Genomic DNA, 25,604 nt, shown 5'->3' with positions numbered 1-25,604 from the left:
CGATTTGTTGCAAGTCCATAGCACGGTTCTCAAAAAAGCCGGAGAGTCAGTTAAGTATTCCCTAACCTGTGACACCGCTCTCCGGCGCCCGCAGTACATATCCGGTTCCTCGTACCGTATGTATCAGTTTATTCCGGTGGCCCTTGTCTATCTTCATACGGATATGCCGGATGTAGACATCCACCACATTAGTGTCAGCGTGAAAATGATACCCCCATACCTGCTGTAAAATCTCGTTTCTGGGACAGATTTCACCCAGATTAACGGCAAGATAGTACAATAGGTCGAATTCCTTGGGGGTCATCTTCAGCTCTATTCCGTCCCGGCTGACCTGCCGGCGGCTGGGATCGAGCAATAAGCCATCCACCTTAAGCAGCGAAGCCGCTCCTCTGCGGCGTCCGGTAAGCTTCAATAAATTGAGCACCCTGCATTTGAACTCACCGGTATGTACAGGCCTCGCCATATATTCATTGCCCCCTGCATCAAAAGCTGATACAGCTGCCGGGCCACGCGCCTCTTCATCCCCTCCGGATATCACCATCACCGGCAGAACCATCCCCCCTTCCCGCATTTCTGACACTACCCTCCAGCCTGACCAGCCTGCGGGTTCACCCAGCTCTGCGAGCAGCAGCACTGGTTCTTGACCAGACAACAACAAGCGAAGATCCTCTACATCTTCGCTTGTTGCTGTCTTCATACCCAGCTCACGGATTGCGGCTTCAAGCTCCACACGCCCCTCTTCCCGTTTCTTGCATTCCGCCTCAGATTCCCGCACCTCCGGCGCCGGACCGGGCGCATGCCAGGCAATGATTTCATTCACAATGAAGTCCCCCACCTTCCACCTTTGTACCGGCTGTACCGGCGCAGATGAAGCTTAGAGTTCCCGTAAAGCAAAGAGACCATTCCAGGGAATAGTCTCTTTGCTTTACTTTGCTTAGGCTACGGACGATTAATTCACGAAGTCAATCTCCTGGAAATCAGCTACCTCTACCTCCCAGCGTTTTGCAACAAATGCCTGATGCTCGGGATGGCTATTATAGGCATCATAAGCCGCCTGATCTTCGAACTCCATCGAGAAGCCATACCGGAAGTCACATTTCACACTGACCTGGCGCAGCACCTCGAAATTCTTCACTACCGGAATGGCGCTGAGGATCTCCGCTCCGTCCCGCAGGAAGGCAGCAGTCTCCGCAGAGTCCGGGGCATGCTTCAATGTAAAAATAGCCATATGCCTGATTGTTCCGTTCTTCATCTTATCCTCCCCTTCGTTACCCGAAATACCGGTGATAGAAGCTGCGTGCCGCAGCAATATCACTGGTTCCATGAATCAATGCCCTCCCGTCGGCAAACACAACCATACGGTAAGGCTCCTCTGTAAAGGAGACCAGGTACGGATTGCTCTCTACCTTGCCGCTATTCAGCCTGGAGAGGCGGGCGGCAGTCTCCTGCAGATTGAGGCTCCGGCGCTGCGCCGGGCGGATCTGCACCGTATCCCGGCCGCAGAGCACATCGCTGCGTTCTGTGTTAGCTGCAGACAGATACGGATAGACCGGACGGTCACCGCAGGATGGACAGTCTACCTTTTTCGCCGCCTTGACGCCAATCTCCTGCTGCTCGCTCTGCCAGACATCGAATGTCAGCAGCTTGCCGCGCAGCTTCTCTTTGTACCCGCCGAGCAGCTTCAGCGCCTCAGCCGTTCCATTCGCCGTAACCATCTGTACAGCTTGCGGCAGAATGCCGGCCGTATCACAGGTATCCCCGCCCAGCGGGATAGTACCCAGCAGACAATTCAGACAGGGCGTTTCACCCGGCAGGATGGTGTATGTAATTCCGTAGCTTCCGACACAGGCGCCATAGATCCAGGGAATGCCGTGTTTTTGCGCCAGGTCATTCATGATCAGCCGGGTGTCGAAGTTATCCGTCCCGTCCATAATCAGATCCACCCCCGGAAGCAGGCTCTCCATCTCCTCTGCACGCACATCCAGTACATGGGCTTCAAGCACGATTTCCGAGTTAATCTCCAGGAGTCTGGATTTGGCCGCAGCCGCTTTGGGCATCCTCAGACGGGCATCCTCTTCCGTATACAGCTGCTGACGCTGCAGATTGCTCCACTCTACATAATCGCGGTCCACAAGGATGAGCCGGCCTACCCCGCAGCGCGCCAAAGTCTCGGCAATCCCTGTACCCAATGCGCCCATTCCTACTATCAGCACACTTGAACGCGCCAGTCCCTGCTGCCCCGCAGCCCCGAACGGAGTAAAGCGGACCTGTCTAGAATACCTTCCGTCCCGTCCCGCCGCTGATGCCGGAGCCAGTTTGTCATTGTCATTAGGACCCATTCCTGAACAGCCCCCTTTATCCAATAGAAAATGTTTATTCCATTTATCACTCTATATTATGAAAATCCGGGAAACAGCGCCTTGCAGCGCTCCTCCCCGGACGTTGTAATTCATCTATACAGTCTGAGCAGACCACTGCTCCACATTCCATACCTTCGTTACCCAATCCTCGTAGAATTCCGGTTCATGGGAGACAAGCAGAATCGTCCCTTTGTATTCCTGCAGCGCCCGTTTGAGCTCTGCCTTGGCAACAATATCAAGGTGATTCGTAGGCTCATCGAACAGAATCCAGTTGCTCTCACGCATCAGCAGCTTACACAGACGTACTTTGGCCTGCTCGCCACCACTCAGCATGCTAAGCGGACGGGTAATATGTTCATTCTTCAGCCCGCAGCGTGCCAGATGGCCACGTACTTCATTCTGGGTGAGACTTGAGAATTCATTCCATACATCTTCAATCGGGGTAATATTCTCCGCCTTCATTTCCTGCTGGAAATACGCTGAACTCAGGTAATCCCCCAGATAGGTTTTGCCGCTGTAGGTCGGGATTACGCCTAGAATCGTTTTGAGCAGCGTGGATTTGCCGACACCATTGTACCCGACAATAGCAATCTTCTCTCCGCGTTCAATCATCATATTCAGCTTGCTTGGCAGCAGCGGACGATCATAACCAATCTCGAAGTCAACGCCTTCGAACACGGTCTTCCCGCTGGCCCGGCTCTCTTTGAACTGGAAGGTCGGCTTCATCGCCTCTTCCGGACGGTCAATCCGTTCCAGACGCCCAAGCTGCTTCTCGCGGCTCTTGGCCCGGCCCGATGTGGAAGCCCGCGCTTTATTGCGCTGGATGAAGTCTTCCTGCTTTTTGATGAAATCCTGCTGCTTCTCATACGCATCAATGTGCTGAGCTTTGTTCATCCCCGCCATTTCCAGGAATTTCTCGTAGTTTGCCGTATAGCGGGTCAGCTTCGAGAACTCCAGATGATAGATCACATCTACGATTTTATTCATAAATTCCGTATCATGGGAGATCAGCATGAAGGCATACGGATAATTTTTCAGATAATTGGTCAGCCAGTCAATATGCTCCACATCGAGATAGTTGGTAGGCTCATCGAGCAGCAGCACATTCGGTTTCTCCAGCAGCAGCTTCGCCAGCAGAACCTTGGTCCGCTGCCCCCCACTCAGGCTGGTTACGTCCCGGTCCAGACCGATCGCCGACAGGCCGAGGCCGCCCGCCATATCCTCCACCTTCACATCAATCATATAAAAGTCGCCGATGTCCAGCTGTTCCTGAATCGTGCCCATCTGATCCAGCAGCGTTTCCAGCTCTTCGGGAGTGGCGTCGCCCATTTTATCAGTAATGGCCAGCATTTCAGCCTCCAGCTCCAGCAGCGGCAGGAAGGCATCTTTAAGCACATCGCGTACCGTTTTGCCTGCCGTAAGCTGGGTGTGCTGATCGAGATAGCCGTAACGGACACGCGGAGTCCACTCTAATTTGCCGCTGTCCTTCAACAATTTACCGGTCAAAATATTCATCAGCGTCGACTTGCCCACGCCGTTAGCTCCAACAATTCCTACATGCTCTCCATCCAGCAGGCGGAAAGATACATCCTTGAACAATACCCGGTCCCCAAAGTTGTGGGAAACGTCTTCTACAGTAAGTAAACTCATAAATTCTCCGCAAGCTCCTGTCTATATTATAAATATTACAAATCGGGTTAAGCACATACATCACTCCATTCTAGCACACCTATGTCCTGCGCCGAAATAGAAAATAAGCCTAATTCCTGCAAAACACGCAGAAAAAGTAGTGATTTCAACGTTTTTTCTGAAATATTCCACTATTTTTTGCATGGAATCGTTTGTCCGTTCCCAGTCCAAGCATCTCTCCAACCGCTTGACCCAGCTTCCCTTTGGGCTGAAAAGGGTCCTGCTGAAGCGGCAGGCTGCACACCTTGGCCTGTCCCAAAGCAGAAGCCAGAAGCGCTGCCGCTGAACCGCCGGCCAGCGGGAGACAGATCCGCCAGTCCGGCTGAGGGGTGAGACCGCTGCGGCGCAGCCAGTGCAGCGTATCCTCCAGCCGCCAATCCGCCCCGGAGGCCACCAGCACCGGCCTGCCGCTGGCCGTGAAGGCGGGCAGCGCCCCTTCGTAACCGCCTGTCCCCAGATCCAGAACCACGAAGGAATACGACTTCCCCGTCCGCTGAGGCAGTCCGTCAGCAGGCGCAAGCTTCCAGAAATCTACGTTGCTCCAGGTAAAGGGATGCTCCGGCAGCACTACACCATGGCTGGCACTTCTTTCAGGCACTTCTGCCATTCCTTTAATGCGATTAAATACTTGCGCTTCAGGAGCGCATTCCACCCAGGCGGTGTGGCCAGTCTGCGACAAATAATGGCTCACAGCCAGTGAAGTATGCGTTGTCCCCAGTCCCGGAGCTACGCCCAGCACAGCCACTACTAAGGTCTGCCGGGACTGCAGCCTAACAGAAGCGGCCTGTAAATCCGGCTTATGCTCCGGCGCTGTCAGCTCTGCGGCTTCGGCTTCAAGCGGTTCAAGCGCTGACAGCACCTCCTGGGCACTGCCGTACCGCTCCTCCGGATGATGACGCAGTAGGCGCCGTATTACCGGAATCAACCGGTCCGGAATGCTGCCATGCAGCTTCCGTTCCATTCCCGGCTGCCAGCTGCTGAATTGTCCGCCGGAAGCCATGTACAGCAGCAGCGCACCCAGCCCGTACAGGTCAGACAGCGGACTGCTCTGTGCACTGCCATATTGCTCCGGGGCAGCGAAGCCGGCGGTTCCCAGCTTCTCCGTGTCTTCATCAGATCCGGTTCTCAGCTTACGCGCAATACCGAAATCAATCAGCCGCAGCTCATGAGGCCCGGTCAGCATAATATTGGAGGGCTTCAGGTCACGGTATACGATCGGCGGATGATGACTGTGCAGGTATTGCAGGACCTCCAGCAGCTGCCTGGCATAGCTGATAATCCGCCCTCCCGTAAGGGCTGCCGGATGCTCAATCATGGATTGATGAAGGGTTACCCCTTCAATGTAATCCATCACCAGATAACTATAGCCGTCACAGTCCGGCGGGAAGAAATCGCCAACCCGCGGCAGCTTAGGATGATTCAGTGAGATCAGCAGCTCCGCTTCTGCCTGGATGGCTCCAATGCGATGCCCGCCCCCTTCCCGTATCACACTTTCCTTGACCGCCCATATCTTTCCCGGCAGCCGCAAATCCTCTACCTTATACACACGGCTCATTCCTCCTGCACCGATAAGTCCGGTAATAGAGTAACGTCCTCCAAGGATTTGTCCGGTTGTCAGCTTGCCCGCTACATTCATCTTTTTTCCTCCTTATTGTCACACAAAAAAGGGAAAGCATCCGCCGTCAGCACCTGGTACCGGCATGAAGCCGGCGGTGCAAATAGCGGGATGCTTTCCCTTTATCCATGAACCTAATTAATATTTAATCATATAAAGTGTTATTTCATCGCGGTTGTGAAACAGTTGCTTCGCGCGCTGAATCTGCATCCGTTCACCTTCGAACATGGTAATAATCTCTTTGATCATCGCCAGCGGCTTCTTATGCATCAGCTTCACCGTGACAATGGCAGTCCCGCCCGGAGTCAGACTATGGAGCAGTCCGGTGACCAGCTTCGCCATCAGCTTGGGACTCCAGCTCATATCACAGACCAGCAGATCAAATTCATTCTCACGGAATTTGACCTCCCCGGCATTTTTACGCAGAATCTTGAGTCCGGGATAATTACGCAGCGATTCATGCATCAGGGCCGGATCCACAGCGGTTACCTTAAGGCCGCGTTCCAGCAGGAACGAGGTCCAGCCGCCCGGGGAAGCGCCGATATCCACCGCATTCTTGAAGCTGTAGAACGGAATCGCGAATTCCTTCTCCGCCTCCATCAGCTTGAACTTGGCCCGTGAGATCTGCCCATCCTCCTTGCGGAAGCGGATCATCCCGCCGTTCCAGCTGGAGAGATTCTCTTCCGGCCGGGATACACCGGCATACAGGGCTTCTCCATCTGCATATACGGACACCACCCATGCCGGCTCCTGTACGGTGAATTCTGCACCCAGACTGTCAAGCCGGCCCTGCAGCCACTCCCGCAGCTCTCCCGGGCTGTCTTCCCAGAAGGACGTGCTGCCCTTGCGGACATGCAGCGAGACCTTCTCACCCTCCAGCTCTGTCCGCCGGCTTAAGTATACGGCCAGCCTGTCCATAGCAGACATATCGCCTGTGTCCTGGAACTGCACCGGCTGGATATGGCGCAGGAAGATCGGCAGGTTCTGTGCCAGCATCCGCGATACCTCTTCAGGCTCTGCCTCCAGCGTTGCCAGGAACACTTCACCCGGCAGCAGCAAAGTACTTTTCACTGCTCCGAACAGGCGGCGCAGCTCCTCTTGTGCATAGGGAGCAAAGCCGTGGTTCGCGGTGCAGATGTATCTTGAAATTATTTTCTCATCAGGAGCCAGGTTTGGCTCGAGGGGTTCTTGCGTAAAATCATTCAAATCGATGTGCCTCCAGGTCTTATTTTTATCCAAGGACGGCCGCTATCCCATTCAACATCAACAGGTATATCGAAAGTGTCCATCAGCATTTCCCTAGTCAGCACTTCTTCCTTAGGACCGGCTCCCGCCAGCTTCCCGTCACGGATCAGCGCTACATGGGTGAAGAGCGGTACAATCTCCTCTACATGATGCGTTACGTACACTACAGCCACATTGCGCTGCTTCAGCTTGTCGATCTCGGCCAGCATCTTCTCACGCTCGTAGAGATCAAGGCCGGCGCAAGGCTCGTCCATGATCAGCAGCTTGGGCTCGGCTATCAGGCAGCGTGCCAGCATCGCTTTCTTGCGTTCCCCCTGGGACAGGGTACCAAACGGATGGTACGCCAGTTCGCTGAGATTCATATCCTCCAGCAGCTTCAGCGCCTGATCCTGCACACTTTGCGGGATTGCCTGATAGAAGCGCAAGTAGGCATAAGCGCCAGTTGCGACGACTTCCCATACGGGATCGCTGAGCGAGAGCTTTTCCATCAGGGACGGACCAATATAGCCGATTTCCTTGCGCACCTCACGTACATCACACTGGCCGAATTTGTAGCCCAGCACTTCAACGGAACCCTTGCTTGGAAACAGGTAACCGGTCATCATTTCCAGCAAGGTGGTTTTACCGGAGCCGTTACGCCCGAGAATTACCCAGTTCTCGCCTTGCTTCATTTCCAGAGATACATCATCAAGAATCAGGCTTTGTTCCCTGCGCAGGGAAAGATGTTGTAAAGATATCATTATGAGGTCACTCTCCTTATGTAATCCAGTACCCGTTCTACCGAGCCCATTGAATAAAAGATTTCCGGTTCAGCGCGGCGGTCCGCCGGCACTACCATCAGTGCAGGCACACTGGATATACGGTACGTGTTTACAAGTCCGGGCAGCATATTTACGTTACCCTCAGCAATCAGAAGTCCGGGCGGCAGCAGATGCTGCGCAACCTCCAGCATACGACGTGCGGCCTTGCAGGTCCCGCACAGCGGGGTATACAAGAACACTGCAAGAGGTTCTCCCGGCCTTCCGAGCAGCTCCATCAGCTCTTCCTGATTCATATCCTTCATCCAGCCGCCGCTCCTGCAGCAATTTCCTGCAGCCTCTCCAGCCCAAGCGGGCCATTGTGCAGCTGTGTGCCGGCAGGCACGGCCGGATACAAGATTTCGTACATTTCCTTGCGCCCCTCAAGGCTGGAGGTGTGCAGATAGATTTCCCGCGGGAATAATCCTTCGAGCACCATCCTTTTGACCACTTCACCGCCGCAGAAATCGTCCGGGCCCATATCATAATCAAGCGACAGAATATCAACCGGGCCGCTGCGCAGCATCAGCAGACACTCTCCGGTGGTTCTGGCCAGCGCAAAACCGGAAGGCCGTCTTCTCATATCGTCCATATATATATTCATCACGATTCATCCTCCGCTTCAAACCAATGCCTGACTACAGCAATTTCCGCCCTGTGAGTGCCGTCAGGCCCTTTTTCCGTTTCCATCGCAATTGCTGCCACCTTGTGCAGAGGAGCAGAAGTCAGCAGTTCTCTCAGCGCCTTAACTCCAATATGGCCTTGCCCGATCTGAGCATGTCTGTCCCGCCTCGAGCCGCAGGGGAACAGGGAGTCGTTCAGATGTACGGCAGCAAGATGCGGCCAGTAACCAAGTGCTTGCCCCCTCTGCAACAGCTCATCCGTATGCTGCGGATTCCAAATCCCTGATGCAAAGGCATGACAGGTATCGAAGCAGAAGCCGATTTTCTCCGGATAGCGGCTCAGTTCACGGACTTTAACCAGCTCTTCCAGCGTCATGCCTTCATGGCCGTGATTGCCTGCCATGTTCTCAATCAGCAGCTTTGTCTGGCCTTCCCATCCTGACAGGGTGTCATTTATACATTGTATAATATTTTGATAGCCTTGTAATGGCTCCATTCCGGCAAAATGGCCAAAATGCACCACAATGCCCAGGGATCCGCAAGCCTCGGCGATCTCCAGATCATTGCGCAGCGAAGCAGCCATAACGGCTCTGCCTGCGGAATCTGCAGCCAGATTAGTCGGATAAGGGGTATGGGCTATGGAGACCATCCCCTGTTCCCGGCAATAACTGGCACAGTTGCGGGCATCCCGGTAGTCAACCGGCTTAAGCTTCAGACTGCGCGGATTCTTCGGGAAATATTGGAAACATGACGCGCCGCTCTCCCTGGCGGACCGGGCAGCCTGCCCGTATCCGCCGCGTATGCTGACATGTGCCCCTATACCGGGATTAAGCGTCATGCTGACAATCCGGGCAATAAAATACCTTGCGTCCAGACTGCTCTGTCTTGATAATCGTTCCCCCGCCGCGCAGGCAGGGTTCGCCGCCGCGGTCATACACTTTACAAACATCGTTGTAAGAACCGGTAACCGTATCTCCGGTCATGAACGGCATTTCCATATAACCGCCAATCTCGGTTGCCTCCGTCAGTACCTTGCGCACACTGTCATACAGCCGGGTTACTGCCTCCGGTGACAGATTCTGAACGAGCGTAGACGGCAGAAGTCTTGCTTCAAAGGCAATCTCGTCGGCATAACAATTGCCGATTCCAGCCATAACATGCTGGTTGACCAGCAGACTCTTCAGCGCACCGCGGCGTCCTTTGAGCAGAGCGGCGAAGCGTTCAGCCGTCATCCTCCGGTCCAGCAGCTCCGGTCCAAGCTTACCCATTGCCGCTTCACTTTCCTTAACAGACAGGAGATGCAGATACCCCAGGCGCAGGCCCATGAAATAAAGGATATGCTCTCCAAAAGCCAGTTCAACCTGAGTAGTCCGGTCCGGACGCTCTTCCTCTGTCCCATAGAACAAAAGTCCGCCCAGCATCAGATGAAGCAGCAGTCTTCTGCCGTCATGCAGATGGAAAAGGATATGCTTGGCACGGCGCTCTACGAACACAACACGCGCCCCAACCAGTCCGTTCACGAAATCCGCGGTCTCCATATTGATTGTTTTTTCTCTGTTAACGGTTACCCCCGTAATTGGAACATTTATTAAATGCTGGCTCAGCAGCTTTCTGTAATTCTCCATTTCCGGCAATTCCGGCATATTGTCATCTTCCCTTCCAGGTTGGTAAAAGGCATACCTTTGTCATTATACACCGAGCAGTACCATTAGTTCAGCTAAATCAGCACAAATTTCATCCGGTTTAACTCCCGTAACAGTCTGGTAGTGCTCCAGATTATCGCGTGTGGTCAGACCCGTCAGCACCAGTATCGTGCGGCACCCTGCATTTACACCGGCAGAAATGTCTGTACGCATGTTATCTCCGACTACAACCGCTTCCTCAGGTGTGATCCCCAGCAATGTTGTCGCATAGGTAATCAGATGGGATTCCGGTTTGCCGATTACTACAGGTGACACCCCGCTGGCTGCTTCAATTGCAGCTCCAAGGGTTCCGGCGCCGGGCATCACCCCGTTATCGGAGGGGAGCATCAGGTCCGGGTTGGTCAGCACAAACCTGGCTCCTTCCCGGATCCAGCGCGAGGCCCGGGCCAGCGATTCATATGTAAAAGAACGGTCGATGCCCTGGACAACATATTGCGGATTCTCCTTGACCAGCGTTAACCCCGCTTCGGCGCAGGCCTGCACCAGTCCCTCTTCTCCAAGTATCGCCACGGTTGCTTCCGGTGATTCCTCAGCAATGTAGCGTGCCGCAGCAAGCGATGAGGTGCAGACCTCTTCCGGATTCGCGTCAATTCCCATCCCGCGCAGATGAGCAGCAACACTTGCTGCTGTGCGTGAAGAGTTATTCGTGACAAACAGGAACGGTACAGCCGCTCTACGCAGCGCTGCTATCAACCGATCTGCATCCGGAATCATCCGGCCGCCGTGATACAAGGTTCCGTCCAGATCAATTAACAAACCACCTATATTGTTCATAATACCCCCTGTTTGAGTCCCGTTTATTTAATTCATCGCATTAATTGTTAATGCTATAAAATATTTTCGCAATTTTCTAACCATTTCCCGCTATAGCCCAATGTTATTAAGTTTTTTAATGGTATCCTAGCTTTTCCGCTACTCCGTTTCGCCAATTTCTCTACTGCTTCGTACGCTTAAAGCTCTCCAACTATTTAAAATTTAACATACTTCGTCGAACGATAGCGAACCGCAGTACCGGCAGGCTTTTTATGGCACAACCCTGTCATTTCCTGCGCTTTCCCGGAAAATAATTCATTCCCCGGGGGCATTTCCCGCGGCTCTCCGGTGGACCGGGAAGGTGCAGAATTCCTCCGCCAGCAGTGTATTCGGGAAGATGGCCTGCGCCTCTTCCAGGAGTGGAATCAGCTCCTCCTGTGAGCTGTACCGCGAGCTGAAGTGGGTCAGCAGCAGTTCACGCCCGCCTGCCTCACGTGCCAGCTCCGCAGCTTGCCGGGCTGTACTGTGATGATACTGGTAGGCCATATCCGCCAGGTCATGAGCAAAGGTAGCCTCATGAATGATCAGATCAGCATCCTGTGCCAGCGGCAGTGTTCCCTCGCAAGGACGGGTATCGCCCAGAATAGTAACAATACGGCCGCGTTTCGGCGCATGGATCACATCCGCTGCCCGGATTACAGTCCCGTCTTCAGTTGTAATATCTTCGCCTCTCTTCAGCTTGCCGTACAGCGGCCCCGGCTTCAGCCCGTAACTCTTAAGCAGCTCTGCATCGAGGTTGCCCGGACTGTCTTTCTCCGTTACCCGGTACCCATAGCTGTCAATTCTATGCTCCAGCAGTCCCGACTCAACCTTGAACGTGTCATCCTCAAATACAAGCCCGCCGCAGTGCTCGATAATCTCAAGCTTGTAAGGGATTCGCGACTGGCTTGCGGACAGTGAAATATCCAGATAAGCTTTGATCCCCGGGGGTCCATACACTGTAAGCGGTGATGTACCGCCCTGATAGCCACGGCTCGACAGCAGCCCCGGAAGGCCGAACAAGTGGTCACCATGCAAATGGGTGATAAACAGCTTCTCCAGCTTGCCCAGCCGCAGCGGTGAACGGAGAACCTGATGCTGCGTCCCTTCTCCGCAATCGAACATCCAGAACGTACGCCGTTCTTCAAGCAGCCTGAGGGCGATTGAGGTTACATTCCGCTGCAGTGTCGGTACCCCGGCATTTGTTCCCAAGAAATAAATTTCCATTATGCCCCTCCTCTCTTCTCTTGTACTTCTCACCTTATTTTTATCATGCCGGTTCTTATGAAAAGAATTCTACTCTGTTTTGGCGCTGAAAGCATCTTTCAAGCGGAATCAGCTGGATACGTTACATATAAACTCTTATAATCCCAGCAAAAAACCTCCCGGTGACGGGAGGTTCCGCTATGACGGGCACAGGCCCTTCTGACGGGTGATGATCAATCAGGGCACTTTACAGCTTCTCCACATTGAAATACTGCGCTTCAGGATGTGCAAATACCATAGCCGATACCGAAGCCTCCGGCTCCATCATGAAGCCTTCGGTAAGGTGAACTCCGATATCCTCCGGGGACAGCAGCTTGAATAACGGCCCTTGATCCTCCAGATCCGGGCAAGCCGGGTAGCCAAAGGATACACGGATTCCCTGATAACGCGCCCCGTGTCTCTGCTTCATCGTCATATCCGCCGGGTCCGGGAACCCCCAGGTATCCCGCATCATATGGTGAACGCGTTCAGCCAGGCCTTCTGCCACCTCCAGCGCTACTGCCTGCAGGGCATGGGAACGGAGATAATCTCCCCGGTCCTTAAGCTCCGTGGACAATTCACGTACACCATGGCCGGCGGTTACGACCAGGAACCCGACGTAATCCATAACCCCGCTGTCCACCGGCTTCAGGAAGTCGGCGAGGCAGAGATACGGCTCAACGTTTTGCCGCGGGAAGGTAAAGGTATGCAGCACATTGGCAGCATTCTGCGGGTCATAGATCAGGATATCATTCCCGCTCGACTGGGCCGGGAAGAACTGATACATGGCATGTGGAACAATGGTACCTTCCAGCATCGCCTGATGCAGAATATCGTCTACGGTTTCTTTCAATTCCACTGTACGCGCATCTCCCGCTGCCAGCTGCGCTTCCACGGAACCACGCAGCCCCAGATGATGACCGAGCAGCATCTGCATGTTCACATAAGGAATAATATGTCCAAGCGGATAATTGCGCAGGACATGACGTTCCAGATCCGGCGGGGAAAACACAGGGGCATCGGCTGAAATCTTGGAGCGGACGGCACGCGTCAGCTCGGGAAGCGGCTGCTGAGGAGCTACAGCAACGGCAGCCTCTGCCTCTTGGCGTACCTCTTCCTCAATCTTGCCCCGCTCCAGCGGATTCATCAGCCGGTTGGCGATATCCAGGCCGTCCATGGCATCCTTGGCGTATAGTACCAGGCCGTCATATTCAGGGCGGATACGGGTCTTGGTGAACTTGCGGGTTAATGCCGCACCGCCGACCATAATCGGCACATCGATACCGGCAGCGCGCAGATCCTGCGCCGTCAGTACCATCTGCTGCGCCGACTTCACCAGGAGGCCGGATAATCCGATGGCGTCAGCTTTTTCCTTGCGGAAGGCTTCAATTATATTCTCTGGCGGAACCTTTATCCCCAGATTGACGATCTCGTAACCATTATTGGAGAGGATAATCTCCACAAGGTTTTTGCCGATATCATGCACATCGCCCTTAACGGTTGCGAGCATAATTCTTCCTTTAACCGAGGTCTCATCCTTCTTCATAAACTGCTCCAGATGACCGACCGAGGCCTTCATCACTTCAGCGCTTTGCAGCACTTCGGCGACAATCAATTCATTGTTGTTGAACAATCTGCCGACTTCCGACATCCCCGCCATCAGCGGACCATTAATAATCTCAAGCGGACCGGATAACTTCAGTGCTTCGTCCAGGTCTGGAATGAGCCCTTCCTTGGTTCCCTCAACGACATACGAGGCGAGACGTTCTTCCAGCGAGAGATTGGAGATCTTCTCCTTCTTCTCGACCTTCTTCTCCCGGAAAGCCGCTACGAACGCAGACAAAGTATCGTCATTCGTATTATAAATCAGCTGTTCGGCAAGCTTGCGTTCTTCTTCCGGAATGGAGGCATAACGCTCCACCTTTTCGGTATTCACAATCGCATAATCCAGCCCGGCTTTGGTGCACTCATAGAGAAATACCGAGTTCAGCACTTCACGACCCGCTTCCGGCAGTCCAAACGATACATTGCTTATGCCCAGAATCGTATGAACGGAAGGCAAAGCTTCCTTGATCAGGCGGATACCGTCAATCGTCTCTTTTGCAGAACCGATATATTGCTCGTCCCCAGTTCCGACAGGGAATACAAGGGTATCAAAGATCAGATCTTCAGCGGCCAGCCCGTATTTGTTCACCAACAGATCGTATGAACGTCTGGCAACCTCCAGCTTGTCCTTAGCCAGGATCGCCTGCCCGGTTTCATCAATTGTGCCCACAACGATCGCAGCACCGTATTTATGAATCAGCGGAGTCACTAGCTCGAATTTCTCTTCACCATCTTCAAGGTTAATGGAGTTAATAATCGCCTTCCCCTGGCAATATTGCAAGGCCAGATCAATCACCTTCGGATCGGTGGTATCGATCATCAGCGGGACTTTGACCTTCTTCACTACCAGCTCGAGGAAACGTTTGATATCCTCCGTCTCATCACGGTCAGGGTCCTGCACGCAGACGTCAATGACCTGCGCTCCGCTCTTCACCTGTGCGCGGGCAATCTCTGAAGCTTCCTCATACTTGCCTTCGACAATCAGCCGTTTGAACTTCCGCGATCCCAGCACGTTGGTCCGTTCACCGACCATATAAGGACGGTTATCACTCTCAATGTACACAGGCTCTATGCCGGAGAGCGCTGGCGGATGAATGCCATCCAGCCCGCGCGGCGGATATGCCGACAGGGCTTCGGCCATCGCCCGGATATGATCCGGGGTTGTGCCGCAGCAGCCGCCGGCAATGTTCAGCCAGCCCTTCTCGGCGAAGCCGGCAAGCTTGCGGGCAAGTGAATCCGGAGATTCATGGTAGTTGCCGTTCTCGTCCGGAAGCCCGGCATTCGGATAGCAGCTTACCGCTGCTGAAGAAATGGCCGACAGCGAACGGATATGATCGCGCATGAATTCCGGTCCGGTCGCACAGTTTAATCCGACAGAGATCGGCTTAAGATGCTCCAGCGAAATGTAGAAGGCCTCGATGTTCTGCCCCGCAAGCGTAGTCCCCATCGGTTCGATGGTACCTGAGATCATCACCGGCAGTGTAATTCCGCTTTTCTCGAAGGCATTGTGGATGCCTATACTTCCGGCCTTCACATTCAGCGTGTCTTGGGAAGTCTCCAGCAGCAGGGCATCTACCTTGCCATCGATCAACGCGACCGCCTGCTCCTCATAGCTGTCCACAAGCTCCTGGAATGTTACTCCTCCGGTTACAGAGAGTGTCTTGGTTGTCGGTCCCATTGCCCCTATAACGTACCTTGGGCGCTCAGGTGTATCATATTTATCTGCGGCATTACGCGCCAGTCTGGCAGCCTCCAGGTTAATCTCCCGGGCCCGCTGCGGGATATCATATTCTGCAAGCACCACAGAGGTGGCGCCGAATGTGTTGGTCTCAATCAGATCCGCACCGGCTTCCAGATATTTCTCATGAATATCCTGAATCACCTCCGGCCGGGTAAGCACCAGCATTTCATTACAGCCATCTAGTTCATCCCCGCCGAAATCCTCGCCGGTAAGCGGCACCTGTTGAATCATCGTGCCCATGGCTCCGTCTAGTATCAATATGCGTTGCTGCAAGCTTTCTGCAAGTGTGAATTTGGCCACTTTCAATCCCCCCAGTAAAACATTAGAGTAAGTTTAGCAGAATAAAGGGAATTCGGAAAGCCTTCCTTTCCACCCTGCATTATTTGTATTGACAGTATAGCTACAGCTTACAAGCTCATCATGGCTGTACCGTGAGTTCTTTAGACGGCATAGAGTGCTGCGTCCGGGCAGTCACATGGGAAGTGACCGTATAGCTGCCGGCTTGCTCAAATGTACGTTCACTTATATAAGCTCCTTCTCCGTCACTTACCCCTTTCAGCTGAGTGCTCTTGCCTGGCTCTGCATTATCTACAATTTCGAAGATCACTTCTTTGGCGTCCTCAACAACTTCTCCGTCCTGACTAATGACTGCTTTAAAAATCACCTTGTCGTTAACGGATATTTCCTCCGGACTCCAGCTTAGCTCTACCTTAATAGGTACCATTGAGGAATCAGCAGCTGCATGCATATACATATCCTCTTCATTATTCCCTGCACAGCCGGCAAGCGTCATACCCATGACAATGCAAATGAGACCTCTAAGTATCTTTGGCTTAATCATCTGGAGCCCTCCCGGTTCATCGATAGATTCATCTTCATGTTAACAACGAAAGTCAGATTGCTTTCTTCCTTATTATACACATTTTATTCAACTTGTCGGAAATAAGCTTCGTTAACCGCCCTATCACATGAGAATAGTCATATACATGAACTACATTTGTCCAAATCCTCGCAGGGAATCGAGTAGGAGGGGGCGGCAAGCCCCCGTCCTCTCACACCACCGTACATGCGGGTCCGCATACGGCGGTTCCAAAAGGTTAACAAAGTTCCAGATAGCGTGAAAGTAAACTCTTCAGCCCTTTTGCTTCCCAATAGGAAGTCGAAAGGGCGTTATTCGTGTTCCGGGACATTTCCCACGCGCCTCGCCGCGAGTTGGCCATCTTAAAACAAGCCCACTTTGGAACCCCGAGTGCTCGAAGCTCGCGGATTCGTGTACGTACTCGTTTCCACTGTTTCCACAGACACATTCGAAGTCTCCTCCGAATCCACTGGTCCAGTGTTTGGAAGTGTGTCTTCGCCGAGGCTAGACGGAAATAACCGAGCCAACCCATCAGATAGCGGTTCAGTCGGTAAATCCTTTCTTCCATGGAAATGGACCAGGTACGTTTCGTTAGCTCTCGAATTCTCCCTTTAAAAGCTGCGAGACTCTTCGGAGCAATCCGAATCGTTGCCTGTTTCTGGCTCAGGAAACTGAATCCTAAGAACTTTCGGTGCCAAGGTCTCGCTACCGCACTTTTCTCCCCGTTTACTTTCAGTTTTAGCTTTCCTTCTACAAACCGACTTACCGATTCCATGACACGCTCGCCTGCTCGTTTACTCGCCACAAAGATATTACAGTCGTCCGCGTAGCGTACGAATCGCAAACCTCGCCCGGTCAGTTCCTTGTCCAGATCATCCAATAGAATGTTTGCTAGAAGCGGACTAAGCGGACCGCCTTGTGGCGTTCCCTCCCGGCTACGCTCCCATTTTCCATCCACCATAACTCCGGCGTTTAAGTAAGCACGGATTAGCGTCAGCACTCTTTTGTCCTCCACTTTCCGCGCCACTCTTGCCATTAGCATGTCGTGGTTTACCTTGTCAAAGAATTTCTCCAGATCCAAATCCACGACCCATCTGAGGCCGCCTTGGATATATCTTTGGGCTTGTTTAACGGCGTCATGCGCGCTCTTCCCCGGCCGAAAGCCGTAGCTGTACCACGAGAATTGTGCGTCAAAGATCGGGTTCATGACTTGTAAAAGTGCTTGCTGGAGGAAACGGTCCATCACAGTCGGGATGCCTAGCTGCCGTACACCGCCTCCAGGTTTGGGGATTTCCACCCGTTTGACTGGCGCAGGTCTGTAAGTTCCCGTCAGAAGTTCAGTTTTCACCGATGTCCAGTGCGTATTCAGGTAAACTTGTAGATTCGCTACCGTTACACCGTCCACACCGGGCGCTCCTCCATTTTGCACCACTCGTTTGTAAGCGAGTCGAAGGTTATCTCCTTTGAGCATTTGCTCCAGCAAGTTGTTCTGGTCTTCGCGAGAGGAAGGGACGACTTGTGCCGACGAAGAACTCGGCGCTCCGGCATACCCTGACGGCTTCACCGCTTCTCTTTGCCGCAAGCTCCCTTGCGAGATATTCTGCTGTCGTTGCTCTTCATGCGAACGCATCGCTTTCCTCTCTCCTTTCGGTTCAGCCCTTCCGTAAATTGTTGCAACAGCTTACGTACTATGGCTTCTGCTGACTCCTGCCAGTTCAGCGCAGCCTCTCAGCTACGGTTACAAGTTTTTTTTCTTGCTTATCTGACAGGTCTCCCCAGATAAGAACGTCATCTGTCTGCCCGCGACCACTGGAGTATACCGCGCCAGCCCTTGGCGGCTTTGGATTTCGTCATGTTTAGGTGACTCATCCGACTGACACAGCCTCAAATCCAGTTCGTGTACCTTGGCCCGTGCTTTTGCCTCCGGCTTCCTTCAGATTCCACCTCACGGTGGACACCCTTGCCCTTGGCTAACGGTAGGCGCTCGCCAGCCCCCGTTCGGGACTTTCACCCTAAAGATGACGCCCATGCTGGGCGTACTATCAAAAAAGCCAATATCCTATAAGGATACCGGCTTCATCTAATTCAGTTATAGGGAGTGTACCAATGGCAGAAGCTCCGAAAGATGGCTGATCTGATAATCCGGAGTAATGTCCGGGTCAGGAGTCTTGGCCGTCCGGTTGATCCAGACCGTCGTTAGACCTGCGGCCAATCCTCCGAGAATATCAGTCGTAAGCTTATCTCCGACCATGACCCCCTGCTCAGGCGTAATATCCAGCAGTCCGAGGGCATACTCGAAGATTGTCTTGTCCGGTTTCCCTTTACCGAAGCTTCCAGAAATGACAATATGGTCAAAATACGGAATAAGCTCAGGTACACCATCAAGCTTCTCCTGCTGAAGTGCAGGACAGCCATTCGTCAACAGCAGCAGCTTCACCTTGCCGCGCAGCTCATCCAGCACCTGAAGCGTCTCTTCATATATATAAGGACGGCTGCGGCGCTCAGCGGCGAACTTGGCCGCGAGGCGTTCCGCCAGCGCTTCATCGTCCACTCCAAGAGAGGCAAGGCCGCGGCGCCAGGATTCGGTGCGGTAGGCCGGAGCAAGCTGTTCCAGCTGCCGGAATTCCGGCTGGTCTCCAGCTGTGAAGTTAGCCCATAGTGCCTCAAAAGGATTAATCCCGATCAGCTTCGTGAACGGAAAAGTCTCGTAAGACTCATAAAGCGCACGCGCTTCTCTGCGCACCGCCTGTTCAAGCTCCTGCGGATCAATAGAATCCCCTGCAGCCTCAGAGGCGTAGCGGAATGCTTCTTCCACACTTCGATCATCCCATAGCAATGTATCGTCAAGGTCAAATAGTACGGCGGTAATCGGCATTTCGTTCTCCCACTCCCTATGCTGGTCTATCTTACTATTCGTGCACTACTTCAATGTTGTTGTTCTTGCCGAATTGTTCCAGGCGCGCAGCCATAGCGGCGGTGTCATACCGGTTAATCAGCTTGGAGAAAATCCACTGCTTGCGCTTGCCTTTATACTTAATGGTAACTACACTGCGCGACAAGGTAATCTTCTCGATTTCAGCTGCTGGCAAAAAGCGTTCACGGTTGTATTTAATAGTAGACAGACGGGCGCGTTCCACCTTAAGGAACGGACGGCGGAAGAATAGCAGCGCGGCAAGCAGGAAGTACAGCACTACCCCCAGCCAGTTGGCCAGTATTCCGCTTCCTTTCGCTTCATCAATGGAACCGACTACCCAGAACATAATGCCAAGCAACAGCAATACGACAGGGAATACAATATTCCGGCCTTTGAAAATATCGGTGCTCTTTGCAGCAGCTTTAGAGCTCGTTGCATAAATCGTCTCTTTTCCCTGCTTCTTTCTTTGCTGATTGATTTGCTTGGTGTTGCGTTGAACCATTCTTTCCCAAGAACGGGCCATGTTAGTTCCCCCTAGTCATCCTGTATTATCTATGAAAAGGCCGCAGACTAAGCTTTACGTCCGTCGTTGCCTTCTTCATGCTCCGGATTATCCACAATCTCAATGGTATCAAGCTGGGCCCGGAAATTGCTGCGGATATTGCCCAGATAAATCTCGCGGAGTTTGGCGCGTTCTGCCAATTCTTCCTCATTCAGGCCGCTTTCCTTATGTTTGCGTGCCAATTCATTGATGCGTGCGACCAATTCGTCAATATTCAATACTTTCCCCTCCCCTATAAATTCATTCTAACTTTGCCATGAGAAAAAGAGCTTGTCAAGGTCTACCCCCTGAAAGCTCTCTTAGTCGAACACCATTATGCTTCTTCCGGTTAATATACCGGCACGGACAGTATATCTCCTGCCTTAATTCCACTGTCCTTCAGACCATTTGACTTCTTGATTCCTTCTATATATACAGCAGTCCTCATATCATCCGGTTTATTCTTGAGGGCAATGCTCCACAAGGTGTCTCCGCGTTCAACTACGATCCGTTTCTCAGGCTTCATTAAAGTGACAGAACCAGCGAACACATTACCGACTACTGTAAATCCGGAGATCGTGAGTAATAGTATCAGAGATATCTTGATAAAGCTGACCTGGCGGAATATTGAGGTAAGTACAGACAGCAGGCGAAGGGTCTTGTCTCTGAATTGTGCCAATGGATTATGGGGTAATGGATTACCGGGAGCGGACACCTTGATATCCTCATTGTAGATACTATTGTAGGTACTGTATTTTAACATAAATATCGTCCTCCAAACACTTGTTCTTACTTTCGAAAATAATATAACACGAACATGTGTTTTGATCAATAGTTTTTTCGAACAACTGTTCCCTTTATTTTTCAGACTATAATTCTCACAATTTAGAACTTATGTTTGTACGAACGGCAGTTCTATGTTATAATTTTCCCAAACATAGTATATGGGGTTGATTCCGATGTCAAAGATTTCGAGTCGCCAGCTGGCGATCCTGGAATTTATACGTAACGAAGTCCGCAGCAAGGGTTATCCTCCGTCCGTTCGGGAAATTGGCGAAGCTGTTGGCCTGGCCTCCAGTTCTACAGTGCACGGTCATCTGGACCGGCTTGAGAAGAAAGGCCTGATCCGGCGCGATCCTACGAAGCCGCGTGCAATTGAACTGCTCGGCCAGGAAGATTCAGAGAATGTACATCAATTCGTCCAGACGGTTACCCGTATCCCTGTAATTGGCAAGGTTACTGCTGGTGTTCCTATTACCGCTACAGAGAATATTGAGGATTACTTCCCGCTTCCTACTCATTACGTAGGGGATAACAAGGTATTCATGCTTTCTGTACTCGGCGACAGCATGGTTGATGCCGGTATTATGAACGGCGATTATGTTATTGTCCGCCAACAGCAAACCGCTGACAATGGTGACATCGTTGTTGCGATGACTGAAGAAGATGAAGCAACCGTTAAGACCTTTTACAAAGAACGTGATCATATCCGGCTGCAGCCGGAGAACCCGGCTTACGAGCCTCTCCGCCTTAACCGCGTTACTATTTTGGGCAGAGTCATTGGATTATTCCGCGATATCCATTAATCTTTCTCCTCCATAATCAGGCTGCTCCGCATCACGCGAAGCAGCCTTTTTCCTCTTTAGATCCTGTTACGCTTGCCCAAAATGCCAAAAAACCAACATAGGAACATTTGTTCCTATGTTGGTTTTTTGGCATTTTTTACTCCGAACCGCTTTAGCTATCCGCACATATCCTGTTACAAAGGAGTGCTGATCCCATGCCCAACTATCGAATTATTGTCGACCTTTCACAGCGCATGCTTTATCTGCTTGATAATGACACCGTAACCAGAGGATTTCCTGTCGGCATTGGCCGGATGCTGACCGTCTCGCCGGTAGGCGAGTACACGATCATTAACAAGCAGCCCAACCCGGGCGGACCGTTCGGAGCCTTCTGGATGGGCCTGTCCAAGCCACATTATGGAATTCACGGAACCAATGACCCTTCCTCCATCGGCCACATGGTCTCCCACGGCTGTATCCGCATGTATAACCAGGATGTGGTCGCGTTGGCTGCTATCATTCCCATTGGCACCCGTGTAACCATCAGGGAGTAGCTACAGTCATGCAGCCGCCTATAAATTTCTATATTGAACACAAGAACCCCTCTGACGGGTTTTGACCAAAGGGGTTCTTCACAGCATTATTGCACAGTTTGCTCATAACCAAGCTCGTCCAGAATATATTCAGCCAGACTCCACTGTTCCGCAGGTGAGTCTTTGCTTTTTTTGGCGTAGACCAATGCACTCTTGGTAACTTTCTCGATCAGCCTGCGTCCCTGCTCTTTGGTGATGGACACTTCCATCCCGGAGCGGCCCACCACCTCAGACAGACAAAAGAACGCAATCCGCATCGCGTAATTGTCTCTGCTGAGGAAATAGAACAAATGAGGCACGTTCTTGAGCAGACGGTCAACCCAGTTCGTAATCTCCCGAACCTGATAGACTTCCCGGCGATCCTGCTCATACCCATTGAATATAATTATGATTTTGCCCCGTAGCCGCTTCTTCTCATATTTCTTAAATTCACGCAAATAGCTCTCCAGCCGTCCCTTCTCCACATCTTCTCTGGAGACATTCAGCACGGTGGATCCGGCTGCATCCCATTTTGAACTTTCTTCCATCACCGGATCTGCGTTAACAGACAGTGTACTATCCTGTATTTCCGGCAGTCCCAAACGCTGGCGTAATTGATCGTCCATTCTTCACACCTTCCTGTATCAAGCTCTTGTGCAGCTTGTTCACCATGTTATCCTGATATGTAGCTGTTCCTCAAGCCTCATACTCTTCATCGATTAATTATACTCTGAGCCTCCCACACTCTCAATCGCACGCCAAAAAGACATCCGCAAGGATGTCTTTGAGTGGATTCATATCCTTTGCCTACTGACTACAACACGCTGCGCAACAACCGGATAGCAATAGTATTTAAACGAATTGCTTCACGGATGGATGCTCTGGCAGCCAGCAATTCTCTTCTGGCACGTGAACCGCTTGGAAATCTGCGCAGGTTCTCATTAATTTCCTCAAGTCTTTCCAGCAGGATTGCTCTTTGTGCGAGCAGAGCATTAATTGCTCTGCGGATTCTGTTTCGTTCTCTTTGCGTCATCATTACACCTCTTTTACGTTTTATAGTATAAGAAATGCAAAGATTGGCTTCGGAGACTGTGTGATTTGGCAGTAATATTATAATTAGCTTTCTTTGACTTTGATGGAGATAATATTTACAGGATTAAGATACTTGCCTCCTGCTGGAATCCAGCCTGTCAAACCACCGGATGTCAGATAGGTTCTGGCTTCTGCCGCCGATTCAAACACAGATTCAAGCTCTTCAATTTGCCCATTCACATACTGAAGCTCAAAAATAACTTTACTCACTTGCGACCACCTCCTCAGCTTCTAATTCGTTACCCCGAAGCGTTTACCTGCTTTTACTTCTTGGGCAGCCTTACCCGGAACTCAAATTCGTCACGTCTATAGGTCATTCCGGCCAGCAATACATACTCCGGCGTCCATTTCTGTACAGGTCCGGCGTAATCAGCTATAACATGCGGTTTACCCTCGATCAGCTGAACGACATAGACCTTCACCTGGGCAAGTGCCGCCGCGAATATATCAGCATCACTTGAAAGAACTTTATACGCAGTATTCAACATCTTTCCTCCTTAGTGCACACGCAAGAATGATAAGGATTCATAGAGCACACAAATCAGTTCAATTATACCGGGTTCTGGAACAAAATGTATACCCTATTTAGAGCTTAGAGTTTGATGAAAATGATCTTAAACAGCCCGAGGTATTTGCGCTTTGCCTTAATATCACCGATAAATGTCTTACCGTCTTGAATATCAGGTATGCTGAAGGTGGAGAACAGAATGTGATTTTCCCGGATTGTAAACGATTCGACCATAGGCTGAGCGACCATACTGGTAATTCCTCCAGCTAGCCCTCCCCCCAGTGTTTCCTCCAGATGATTCACCGCGTATTCTCCAAAGTCCTCTTTGCCCGGATTCATGACTGCTAGTAAAACCAGTACTACTATAATTACGAAAGACAGTTTCGCCGCTGTTTTCTTGCGGGCTCTGGATTCAGGCTGCGGAGCATCATATCGTGGGTTCATGTTTATTCCCTCCAGCTATAATATTTCTTGAATCGTGAACACTAACGGACTCACAATAAACCTGCAGATTATAACCAGTACATCAACCGGCCCGCTTATCCCCACATCCATTCCGCTCCAGTCCGGACTACCTGCTACCGGTGAATCCAGCCCATATTGCTCTATAATCCGTTCCCTGGTTTCAGTTGACATGCCAGTTCCTTCTGCAGCTCCAGCCTGAGAACAAATTAGCGTTAATAATAGGATCATTGCAATAATACTTACATATTTATTTCTCATTTCATACCCCTATGTATCTTATTTATTAAAAAGGAAATACCGGCACCGCAACAACCACGGCCAGTATCAGCTGTAACAGCAATAGTCCCCAAGCCCAAACCCTCTAAACACATGCTTCACTTCAGCCTATCCTTAGTCATAAAAGTGATTCTCAGGGTAAGCACCTGCAAAGGGTTCCTTTAGTGTGTATATGATCTAGTATATAGGACATGGTACATTATGTAAAATAAACCATCCGGCTAACCATTGGGATGTAGATAAAATAACCCGTCAGCCATTAGTCCGGTGAGTCGCTTTAATTCAATAGCTCTATTAAATATCTATTATCCTAAATGAAAATTTTGTATTTTATGTGTATTTTGTAAAAAAAGGATTGAAATATATTCTCATATATTTATAATAATTACCAGATATATGAAGGGAGACATCACAAGATTGTCCACTAGAGATACTCTTCCCCTCATGTCTTACATTGAAATTGACCGTAGACTATATCCACGACCTATTCACACCTTAAGACAGAGATCGACCAGAAACCCTAAAAGCATTTCTCGTATTCTTAATTCGTTATATGATAGCAATTACATCACCGTGGGTGATTTGATGAAAGCTTCATTGGCTGAATTGCGTTGCTTAAGGAATTTTGGCGTCACGGGGCAAATGATTGTCGTCGAGTTGTTAGAGGCCCATACCAAACAGTTGTCTGAGATTTCCCGCTAAGGACCTTTTAAAGGTTCTTTTTTTATTATCTCTTTTCTCCAGCTTAATCTGCGCTGTTCCCGCAACAATTAATCCTACGATTATTAGCACAATGCCTTTTCTATTTTTCAAATAATGCTCTTAAGTTATTTTCATTCCGCTTCAAGCTCCGATCATTTAGTCCTAGGCAATTACAACCATTTTAATACATTTTATTATTTTTCGACCTATTTATATACCTTCTTACATAATACCGCATTTCAAATCATCCTTACTACTCATATACATTATTATCCATTAGGGGTATTGTTTTTCATGCAACTAAATACTTTTTTGGGAAGATTATCTATTCATGAAAAGGAAATTGCTTATTGGACTTTTAACTATTGCCGCATGTTTTACGGTAGGATCGACATCATTTGCTGCTGAAGCTCCATCTTCTACTCTTAGCTCTTCAACTTCAATTTCTCCAAATGCTGTAATAAAACCAATTGACGAGACTCAGGCTATTGTTAGAATGCAAGTAGGCGAAACTATATGGTTGACTGGCTATAATTTTTGGTATATTAATTATGACGGATCCATTGAAATAATACCGGCTGAAGGAAAGTTTACTGCCTTACATCCTGGAACCAGTACAGTCGCAGCTGACTTTGGGAATGGTATTACATTTTATTATATTATCTTAGTTAACTAAGTCTTGACGATGCTCAAGA

The 25,604-nt window shown here is 51.0% G+C and carries 29 protein-coding genes; 3 read left to right on the top strand and 26 right to left on the bottom strand.

Annotation, left to right across the window (positions count from 1 at the left end):
* Window positions 1-61: 61 nt before the first annotated feature.
* From NYE33_RS21130 to NYE33_RS21035, 20 genes are all read right to left on the bottom strand, one after another.
* On the bottom strand, window positions 62-820 hold the full coding sequence (locus NYE33_RS21130) for a response regulator transcription factor (RefSeq protein WP_341067389.1): 759 nt from the start codon (window positions 818-820) through the stop codon (window positions 62-64).
* A 129-nt stretch (window positions 821-949) separates the two neighbouring features.
* Window positions 950-1,252, bottom strand: coding sequence for a Dabb family protein (locus tag NYE33_RS21125; RefSeq protein WP_340945047.1), 303 nt, complete (start codon window positions 1,250-1,252; stop codon window positions 950-952).
* Between the two features lie 16 nt (window positions 1,253-1,268).
* Window positions 1,269-2,339, bottom strand: a complete 1,071-nt coding sequence (locus NYE33_RS21120; protein ID WP_341067387.1) for a ThiF family adenylyltransferase — start codon at window positions 2,337-2,339, stop codon at window positions 1,269-1,271.
* A 114-nt stretch (window positions 2,340-2,453) separates the two neighbouring features.
* Window positions 2,454-4,010, bottom strand: a complete 1,557-nt coding sequence (locus NYE33_RS21115) for an ABC-F family ATP-binding cassette domain-containing protein (RefSeq protein WP_042137854.1) — start codon at window positions 4,008-4,010, stop codon at window positions 2,454-2,456.
* Between the two features lie 145 nt (window positions 4,011-4,155).
* Window positions 4,156-5,685 carry a serine/threonine protein kinase gene (locus NYE33_RS21110; RefSeq protein ID WP_341067385.1) on the bottom strand — a complete coding sequence of 510 codons (1,530 nt, stop codon included), beginning with the start codon at window positions 5,683-5,685 and terminating at the stop codon, window positions 4,156-4,158.
* Between the two features lie 117 nt (window positions 5,686-5,802).
* Entirely contained in the window at window positions 5,803-6,870 is a 1,068-nt protein-coding gene (locus NYE33_RS21105; protein ID WP_340986760.1) for an SAM-dependent methyltransferase, read from the bottom strand.
* Entirely contained in the window at window positions 6,867-7,649 is a 783-nt protein-coding gene (locus NYE33_RS21100) for an ABC transporter ATP-binding protein (RefSeq protein ID WP_042137857.1), read from the bottom strand. The genes NYE33_RS21105 and NYE33_RS21100 overlap by 4 nt, the downstream gene beginning before the upstream one ends.
* Window positions 7,649-7,972, bottom strand: coding sequence for a thioredoxin family protein (locus NYE33_RS21095; RefSeq protein ID WP_340986759.1), 324 nt, complete (start codon window positions 7,970-7,972; stop codon window positions 7,649-7,651). Before NYE33_RS21095 ends, NYE33_RS21100 begins: the two co-directional genes overlap by 1 nt.
* Window positions 7,969-8,310: a cyclic-phosphate processing receiver domain-containing protein gene (locus NYE33_RS21090; RefSeq protein WP_331281731.1), complete on the bottom strand. Its 342-nt coding sequence runs from the start codon at window positions 8,308-8,310 to the stop codon at window positions 7,969-7,971. The genes NYE33_RS21095 and NYE33_RS21090 overlap by 4 nt, the downstream gene beginning before the upstream one ends.
* The gene (locus NYE33_RS21085) at window positions 8,310-9,167 is read right to left on the bottom strand and encodes a deoxyribonuclease IV (protein WP_341068717.1); all 858 of its coding nucleotides are present in this window, start codon (window positions 9,165-9,167) and stop codon (window positions 8,310-8,312) included. The genes NYE33_RS21090 and NYE33_RS21085 overlap by 1 nt, the downstream gene beginning before the upstream one ends.
* Complete coding sequence (locus NYE33_RS21080; RefSeq protein WP_341067383.1) at window positions 9,157-9,972, bottom strand: Fpg/Nei family DNA glycosylase; 816 nt, start codon at window positions 9,970-9,972, stop codon at window positions 9,157-9,159. The genes NYE33_RS21085 and NYE33_RS21080 overlap by 11 nt, the downstream gene beginning before the upstream one ends.
* Window positions 9,973-10,017: 45 nt before the next feature.
* Window positions 10,018-10,806, bottom strand: a complete 789-nt coding sequence (locus NYE33_RS21075) for a TIGR01457 family HAD-type hydrolase (RefSeq protein ID WP_341067381.1) — start codon at window positions 10,804-10,806, stop codon at window positions 10,018-10,020.
* A gap of 294 nt (window positions 10,807-11,100) precedes the next feature.
* Window positions 11,101-12,051, bottom strand: coding sequence for a ribonuclease Z (gene rnz / locus NYE33_RS21070; RefSeq protein ID WP_042137866.1), 951 nt, complete (start codon window positions 12,049-12,051; stop codon window positions 11,101-11,103).
* Between the two features lie 226 nt (window positions 12,052-12,277).
* Complete coding sequence (gene metH, locus NYE33_RS21065; RefSeq protein WP_371916260.1) at window positions 12,278-15,655, bottom strand: methionine synthase; 3,378 nt, start codon at window positions 15,653-15,655, stop codon at window positions 12,278-12,280.
* Window positions 15,656-15,833: 178 nt separating this feature from the next.
* Entirely contained in the window at window positions 15,834-16,256 is a 423-nt protein-coding gene (locus NYE33_RS21060; RefSeq protein ID WP_341067378.1) for a FixH family protein, read from the bottom strand.
* Between the two features lie 256 nt (window positions 16,257-16,512).
* Complete coding sequence (gene ltrA, locus NYE33_RS21055) at window positions 16,513-17,904, bottom strand: group II intron reverse transcriptase/maturase (RefSeq protein ID WP_081969805.1); 1,392 nt, start codon at window positions 17,902-17,904, stop codon at window positions 16,513-16,515.
* 459 nt (window positions 17,905-18,363) lie between these two features.
* Complete coding sequence (locus NYE33_RS21050) at window positions 18,364-19,149, bottom strand: HAD family hydrolase (protein ID WP_341067377.1); 786 nt, start codon at window positions 19,147-19,149, stop codon at window positions 18,364-18,366.
* Window positions 19,150-19,183: 34 nt separating this feature from the next.
* Entirely contained in the window at window positions 19,184-19,711 is a 528-nt protein-coding gene (locus tag NYE33_RS21045) for a hypothetical protein (RefSeq protein WP_042137873.1), read from the bottom strand.
* Window positions 19,712-19,758: 47 nt separating this feature from the next.
* Window positions 19,759-19,968 (bottom strand): DUF896 domain-containing protein, encoded by a 210-nt coding sequence (locus tag NYE33_RS21040; protein ID WP_336101788.1) that lies wholly within the window; start codon window positions 19,966-19,968, stop codon window positions 19,759-19,761.
* Window positions 19,969-20,078: 110 nt separating this feature from the next.
* Window positions 20,079-20,492 carry a LysM peptidoglycan-binding domain-containing protein gene (locus NYE33_RS21035; protein ID WP_042137878.1) on the bottom strand — a complete coding sequence of 138 codons (414 nt, stop codon included), beginning with the start codon at window positions 20,490-20,492 and terminating at the stop codon, window positions 20,079-20,081.
* Window positions 20,493-20,688: 196 nt separating this feature from the next.
* Between NYE33_RS21035 and lexA the strand changes: the two genes are divergently transcribed.
* Complete coding sequence (gene lexA, locus NYE33_RS21030) at window positions 20,689-21,315, top strand: transcriptional repressor LexA (RefSeq protein ID WP_039299199.1); 627 nt, start codon at window positions 20,689-20,691, stop codon at window positions 21,313-21,315.
* 194 nt (window positions 21,316-21,509) lie between these two features.
* A complete protein-coding gene (locus tag NYE33_RS21025) occupies window positions 21,510-21,848 on the top strand; it encodes a L,D-transpeptidase (RefSeq protein WP_039299202.1) in 339 nt (112 codons plus the stop codon).
* 86 nt (window positions 21,849-21,934) lie between these two features.
* Here the strand turns inward: NYE33_RS21025 and NYE33_RS21020 are convergent, their stop codons facing one another.
* From NYE33_RS21020 to NYE33_RS20995, 6 genes are all read right to left on the bottom strand, one after another.
* Entirely contained in the window at window positions 21,935-22,492 is a 558-nt protein-coding gene (locus NYE33_RS21020; RefSeq protein ID WP_042137880.1) for a hypothetical protein, read from the bottom strand.
* A 188-nt stretch (window positions 22,493-22,680) separates the two neighbouring features.
* The gene (locus NYE33_RS21015) at window positions 22,681-22,902 is read right to left on the bottom strand and encodes a hypothetical protein (protein ID WP_144026006.1); all 222 of its coding nucleotides are present in this window, start codon (window positions 22,900-22,902) and stop codon (window positions 22,681-22,683) included.
* Window positions 22,903-22,982: 80 nt separating this feature from the next.
* Window positions 22,983-23,168, bottom strand: coding sequence for a hypothetical protein (locus NYE33_RS21010; RefSeq protein WP_039299211.1), 186 nt, complete (start codon window positions 23,166-23,168; stop codon window positions 22,983-22,985).
* A 53-nt stretch (window positions 23,169-23,221) separates the two neighbouring features.
* Entirely contained in the window at window positions 23,222-23,446 is a 225-nt protein-coding gene (locus NYE33_RS21005) for a hypothetical protein (RefSeq protein WP_305954185.1), read from the bottom strand.
* Window positions 23,447-23,550: 104 nt separating this feature from the next.
* Window positions 23,551-23,910, bottom strand: a complete 360-nt coding sequence (locus tag NYE33_RS21000) for a hypothetical protein (RefSeq protein WP_341067375.1) — start codon at window positions 23,908-23,910, stop codon at window positions 23,551-23,553.
* Window positions 23,911-23,925: 15 nt separating this feature from the next.
* The gene (locus tag NYE33_RS20995; RefSeq protein ID WP_156118654.1) at window positions 23,926-24,102 is read right to left on the bottom strand and encodes a hypothetical protein; all 177 of its coding nucleotides are present in this window, start codon (window positions 24,100-24,102) and stop codon (window positions 23,926-23,928) included.
* 1,138 nt (window positions 24,103-25,240) lie between these two features.
* Here NYE33_RS20995 and NYE33_RS20990 point away from each other — a divergent pair.
* Complete coding sequence (locus NYE33_RS20990) at window positions 25,241-25,585, top strand: hypothetical protein (RefSeq protein WP_042137886.1); 345 nt, start codon at window positions 25,241-25,243, stop codon at window positions 25,583-25,585.
* The last annotated feature ends 19 nt before the right edge of the window (window positions 25,586-25,604 follow it).

Source organism: Paenibacillus sp. FSL R10-2199, from assembly GCF_038000235.1.
Lineage (GTDB): Bacteria > Bacillota > Bacilli > Paenibacillales > Paenibacillaceae > Paenibacillus_AQ > Paenibacillus_AQ phytohabitans.
Note: the sequence above shows the minus strand (reverse complement) of the source record. Positions and strands in the feature narration are given on the sequence as shown.

Excerpts from the sequence above, each read along its gene's own strand:
- NYE33_RS21100 (WP_042137857.1), bottom strand. The coding sequence starts at position 7,649 with ATGATATCTTTACAACATCTTTCCCTGCGCAGGGAACAAAGCCTGATT.
- NYE33_RS21090 (WP_331281731.1), bottom strand. The coding sequence starts at position 8,310 with ATGAATATATATATGGACGATATGAGAAGACGGCCTTCCGGTTTTGCG.
- NYE33_RS21020 (WP_042137880.1), bottom strand. The coding sequence starts at position 22,492 with ATGGACGATCAATTACGCCAGCGTTTGGGACTGCCGGAAATACAGGAT.
- rnz (WP_042137866.1), bottom strand. The coding sequence starts at position 12,051 with ATGGAAATTTATTTCTTGGGAACAAATGCCGGGGTACCGACACTGCAG.
- NYE33_RS21120 (WP_341067387.1), bottom strand. The coding sequence starts at position 2,339 with ATGGGTCCTAATGACAATGACAAACTGGCTCCGGCATCAGCGGCGGGA.
- NYE33_RS21075 (WP_341067381.1), bottom strand. The coding sequence starts at position 10,806 with ATGAACAATATAGGTGGTTTGTTAATTGATCTGGACGGAACCTTGTAT.
- NYE33_RS21050 (WP_341067377.1), bottom strand. The coding sequence starts at position 19,149 with ATGCCGATTACCGCCGTACTATTTGACCTTGACGATACATTGCTATGG.
- NYE33_RS21125 (WP_340945047.1), bottom strand. The coding sequence starts at position 1,252 with ATGAAGAACGGAACAATCAGGCATATGGCTATTTTTACATTGAAGCAT.
- NYE33_RS21015 (WP_144026006.1), bottom strand. The coding sequence starts at position 22,902 with ATGATGACGCAAAGAGAACGAAACAGAATCCGCAGAGCAATTAATGCT.
- NYE33_RS21080 (WP_341067383.1), bottom strand. The coding sequence starts at position 9,972 with ATGCCGGAATTGCCGGAAATGGAGAATTACAGAAAGCTGCTGAGCCAG.
- metH (WP_371916260.1), bottom strand. The coding sequence starts at position 15,655 with ATGGGCACGATGATTCAACAGGTGCCGCTTACCGGCGAGGATTTCGGC.
- lexA (WP_039299199.1), top strand. The coding sequence starts at position 20,689 with ATGTCAAAGATTTCGAGTCGCCAGCTGGCGATCCTGGAATTTATACGT.
- NYE33_RS21085 (WP_341068717.1), bottom strand. The coding sequence starts at position 9,167 with ATGACGCTTAATCCCGGTATAGGGGCACATGTCAGCATACGCGGCGGA.
- ltrA (WP_081969805.1), bottom strand. The coding sequence starts at position 17,904 with ATGCGTTCGCATGAAGAGCAACGACAGCAGAATATCTCGCAAGGGAGC.
- NYE33_RS21115 (WP_042137854.1), bottom strand. The coding sequence starts at position 4,010 with ATGAGTTTACTTACTGTAGAAGACGTTTCCCACAACTTTGGGGACCGG.
- NYE33_RS21095 (WP_340986759.1), bottom strand. The coding sequence starts at position 7,972 with ATGAAGGATATGAATCAGGAAGAGCTGATGGAGCTGCTCGGAAGGCCG.
- NYE33_RS21005 (WP_305954185.1), bottom strand. The coding sequence starts at position 23,446 with ATGTTGAATACTGCGTATAAAGTTCTTTCAAGTGATGCTGATATATTC.
- NYE33_RS21025 (WP_039299202.1), top strand. The coding sequence starts at position 21,510 with ATGCCCAACTATCGAATTATTGTCGACCTTTCACAGCGCATGCTTTAT.
- NYE33_RS21045 (WP_042137873.1), bottom strand. The coding sequence starts at position 19,711 with ATGGCCCGTTCTTGGGAAAGAATGGTTCAACGCAACACCAAGCAAATC.
- NYE33_RS21035 (WP_042137878.1), bottom strand. The coding sequence starts at position 20,492 with ATGTTAAAATACAGTACCTACAATAGTATCTACAATGAGGATATCAAG.
- NYE33_RS21000 (WP_341067375.1), bottom strand. The coding sequence starts at position 23,910 with ATGAACCCACGATATGATGCTCCGCAGCCTGAATCCAGAGCCCGCAAG.
- NYE33_RS20990 (WP_042137886.1), top strand. The coding sequence starts at position 25,241 with ATGAAAAGGAAATTGCTTATTGGACTTTTAACTATTGCCGCATGTTTT.
- NYE33_RS21110 (WP_341067385.1), bottom strand. The coding sequence starts at position 5,685 with ATGAATGTAGCGGGCAAGCTGACAACCGGACAAATCCTTGGAGGACGT.
- NYE33_RS20995 (WP_156118654.1), bottom strand. The coding sequence starts at position 24,102 with ATGTCAACTGAAACCAGGGAACGGATTATAGAGCAATATGGGCTGGAT.
- NYE33_RS21060 (WP_341067378.1), bottom strand. The coding sequence starts at position 16,256 with ATGATTAAGCCAAAGATACTTAGAGGTCTCATTTGCATTGTCATGGGT.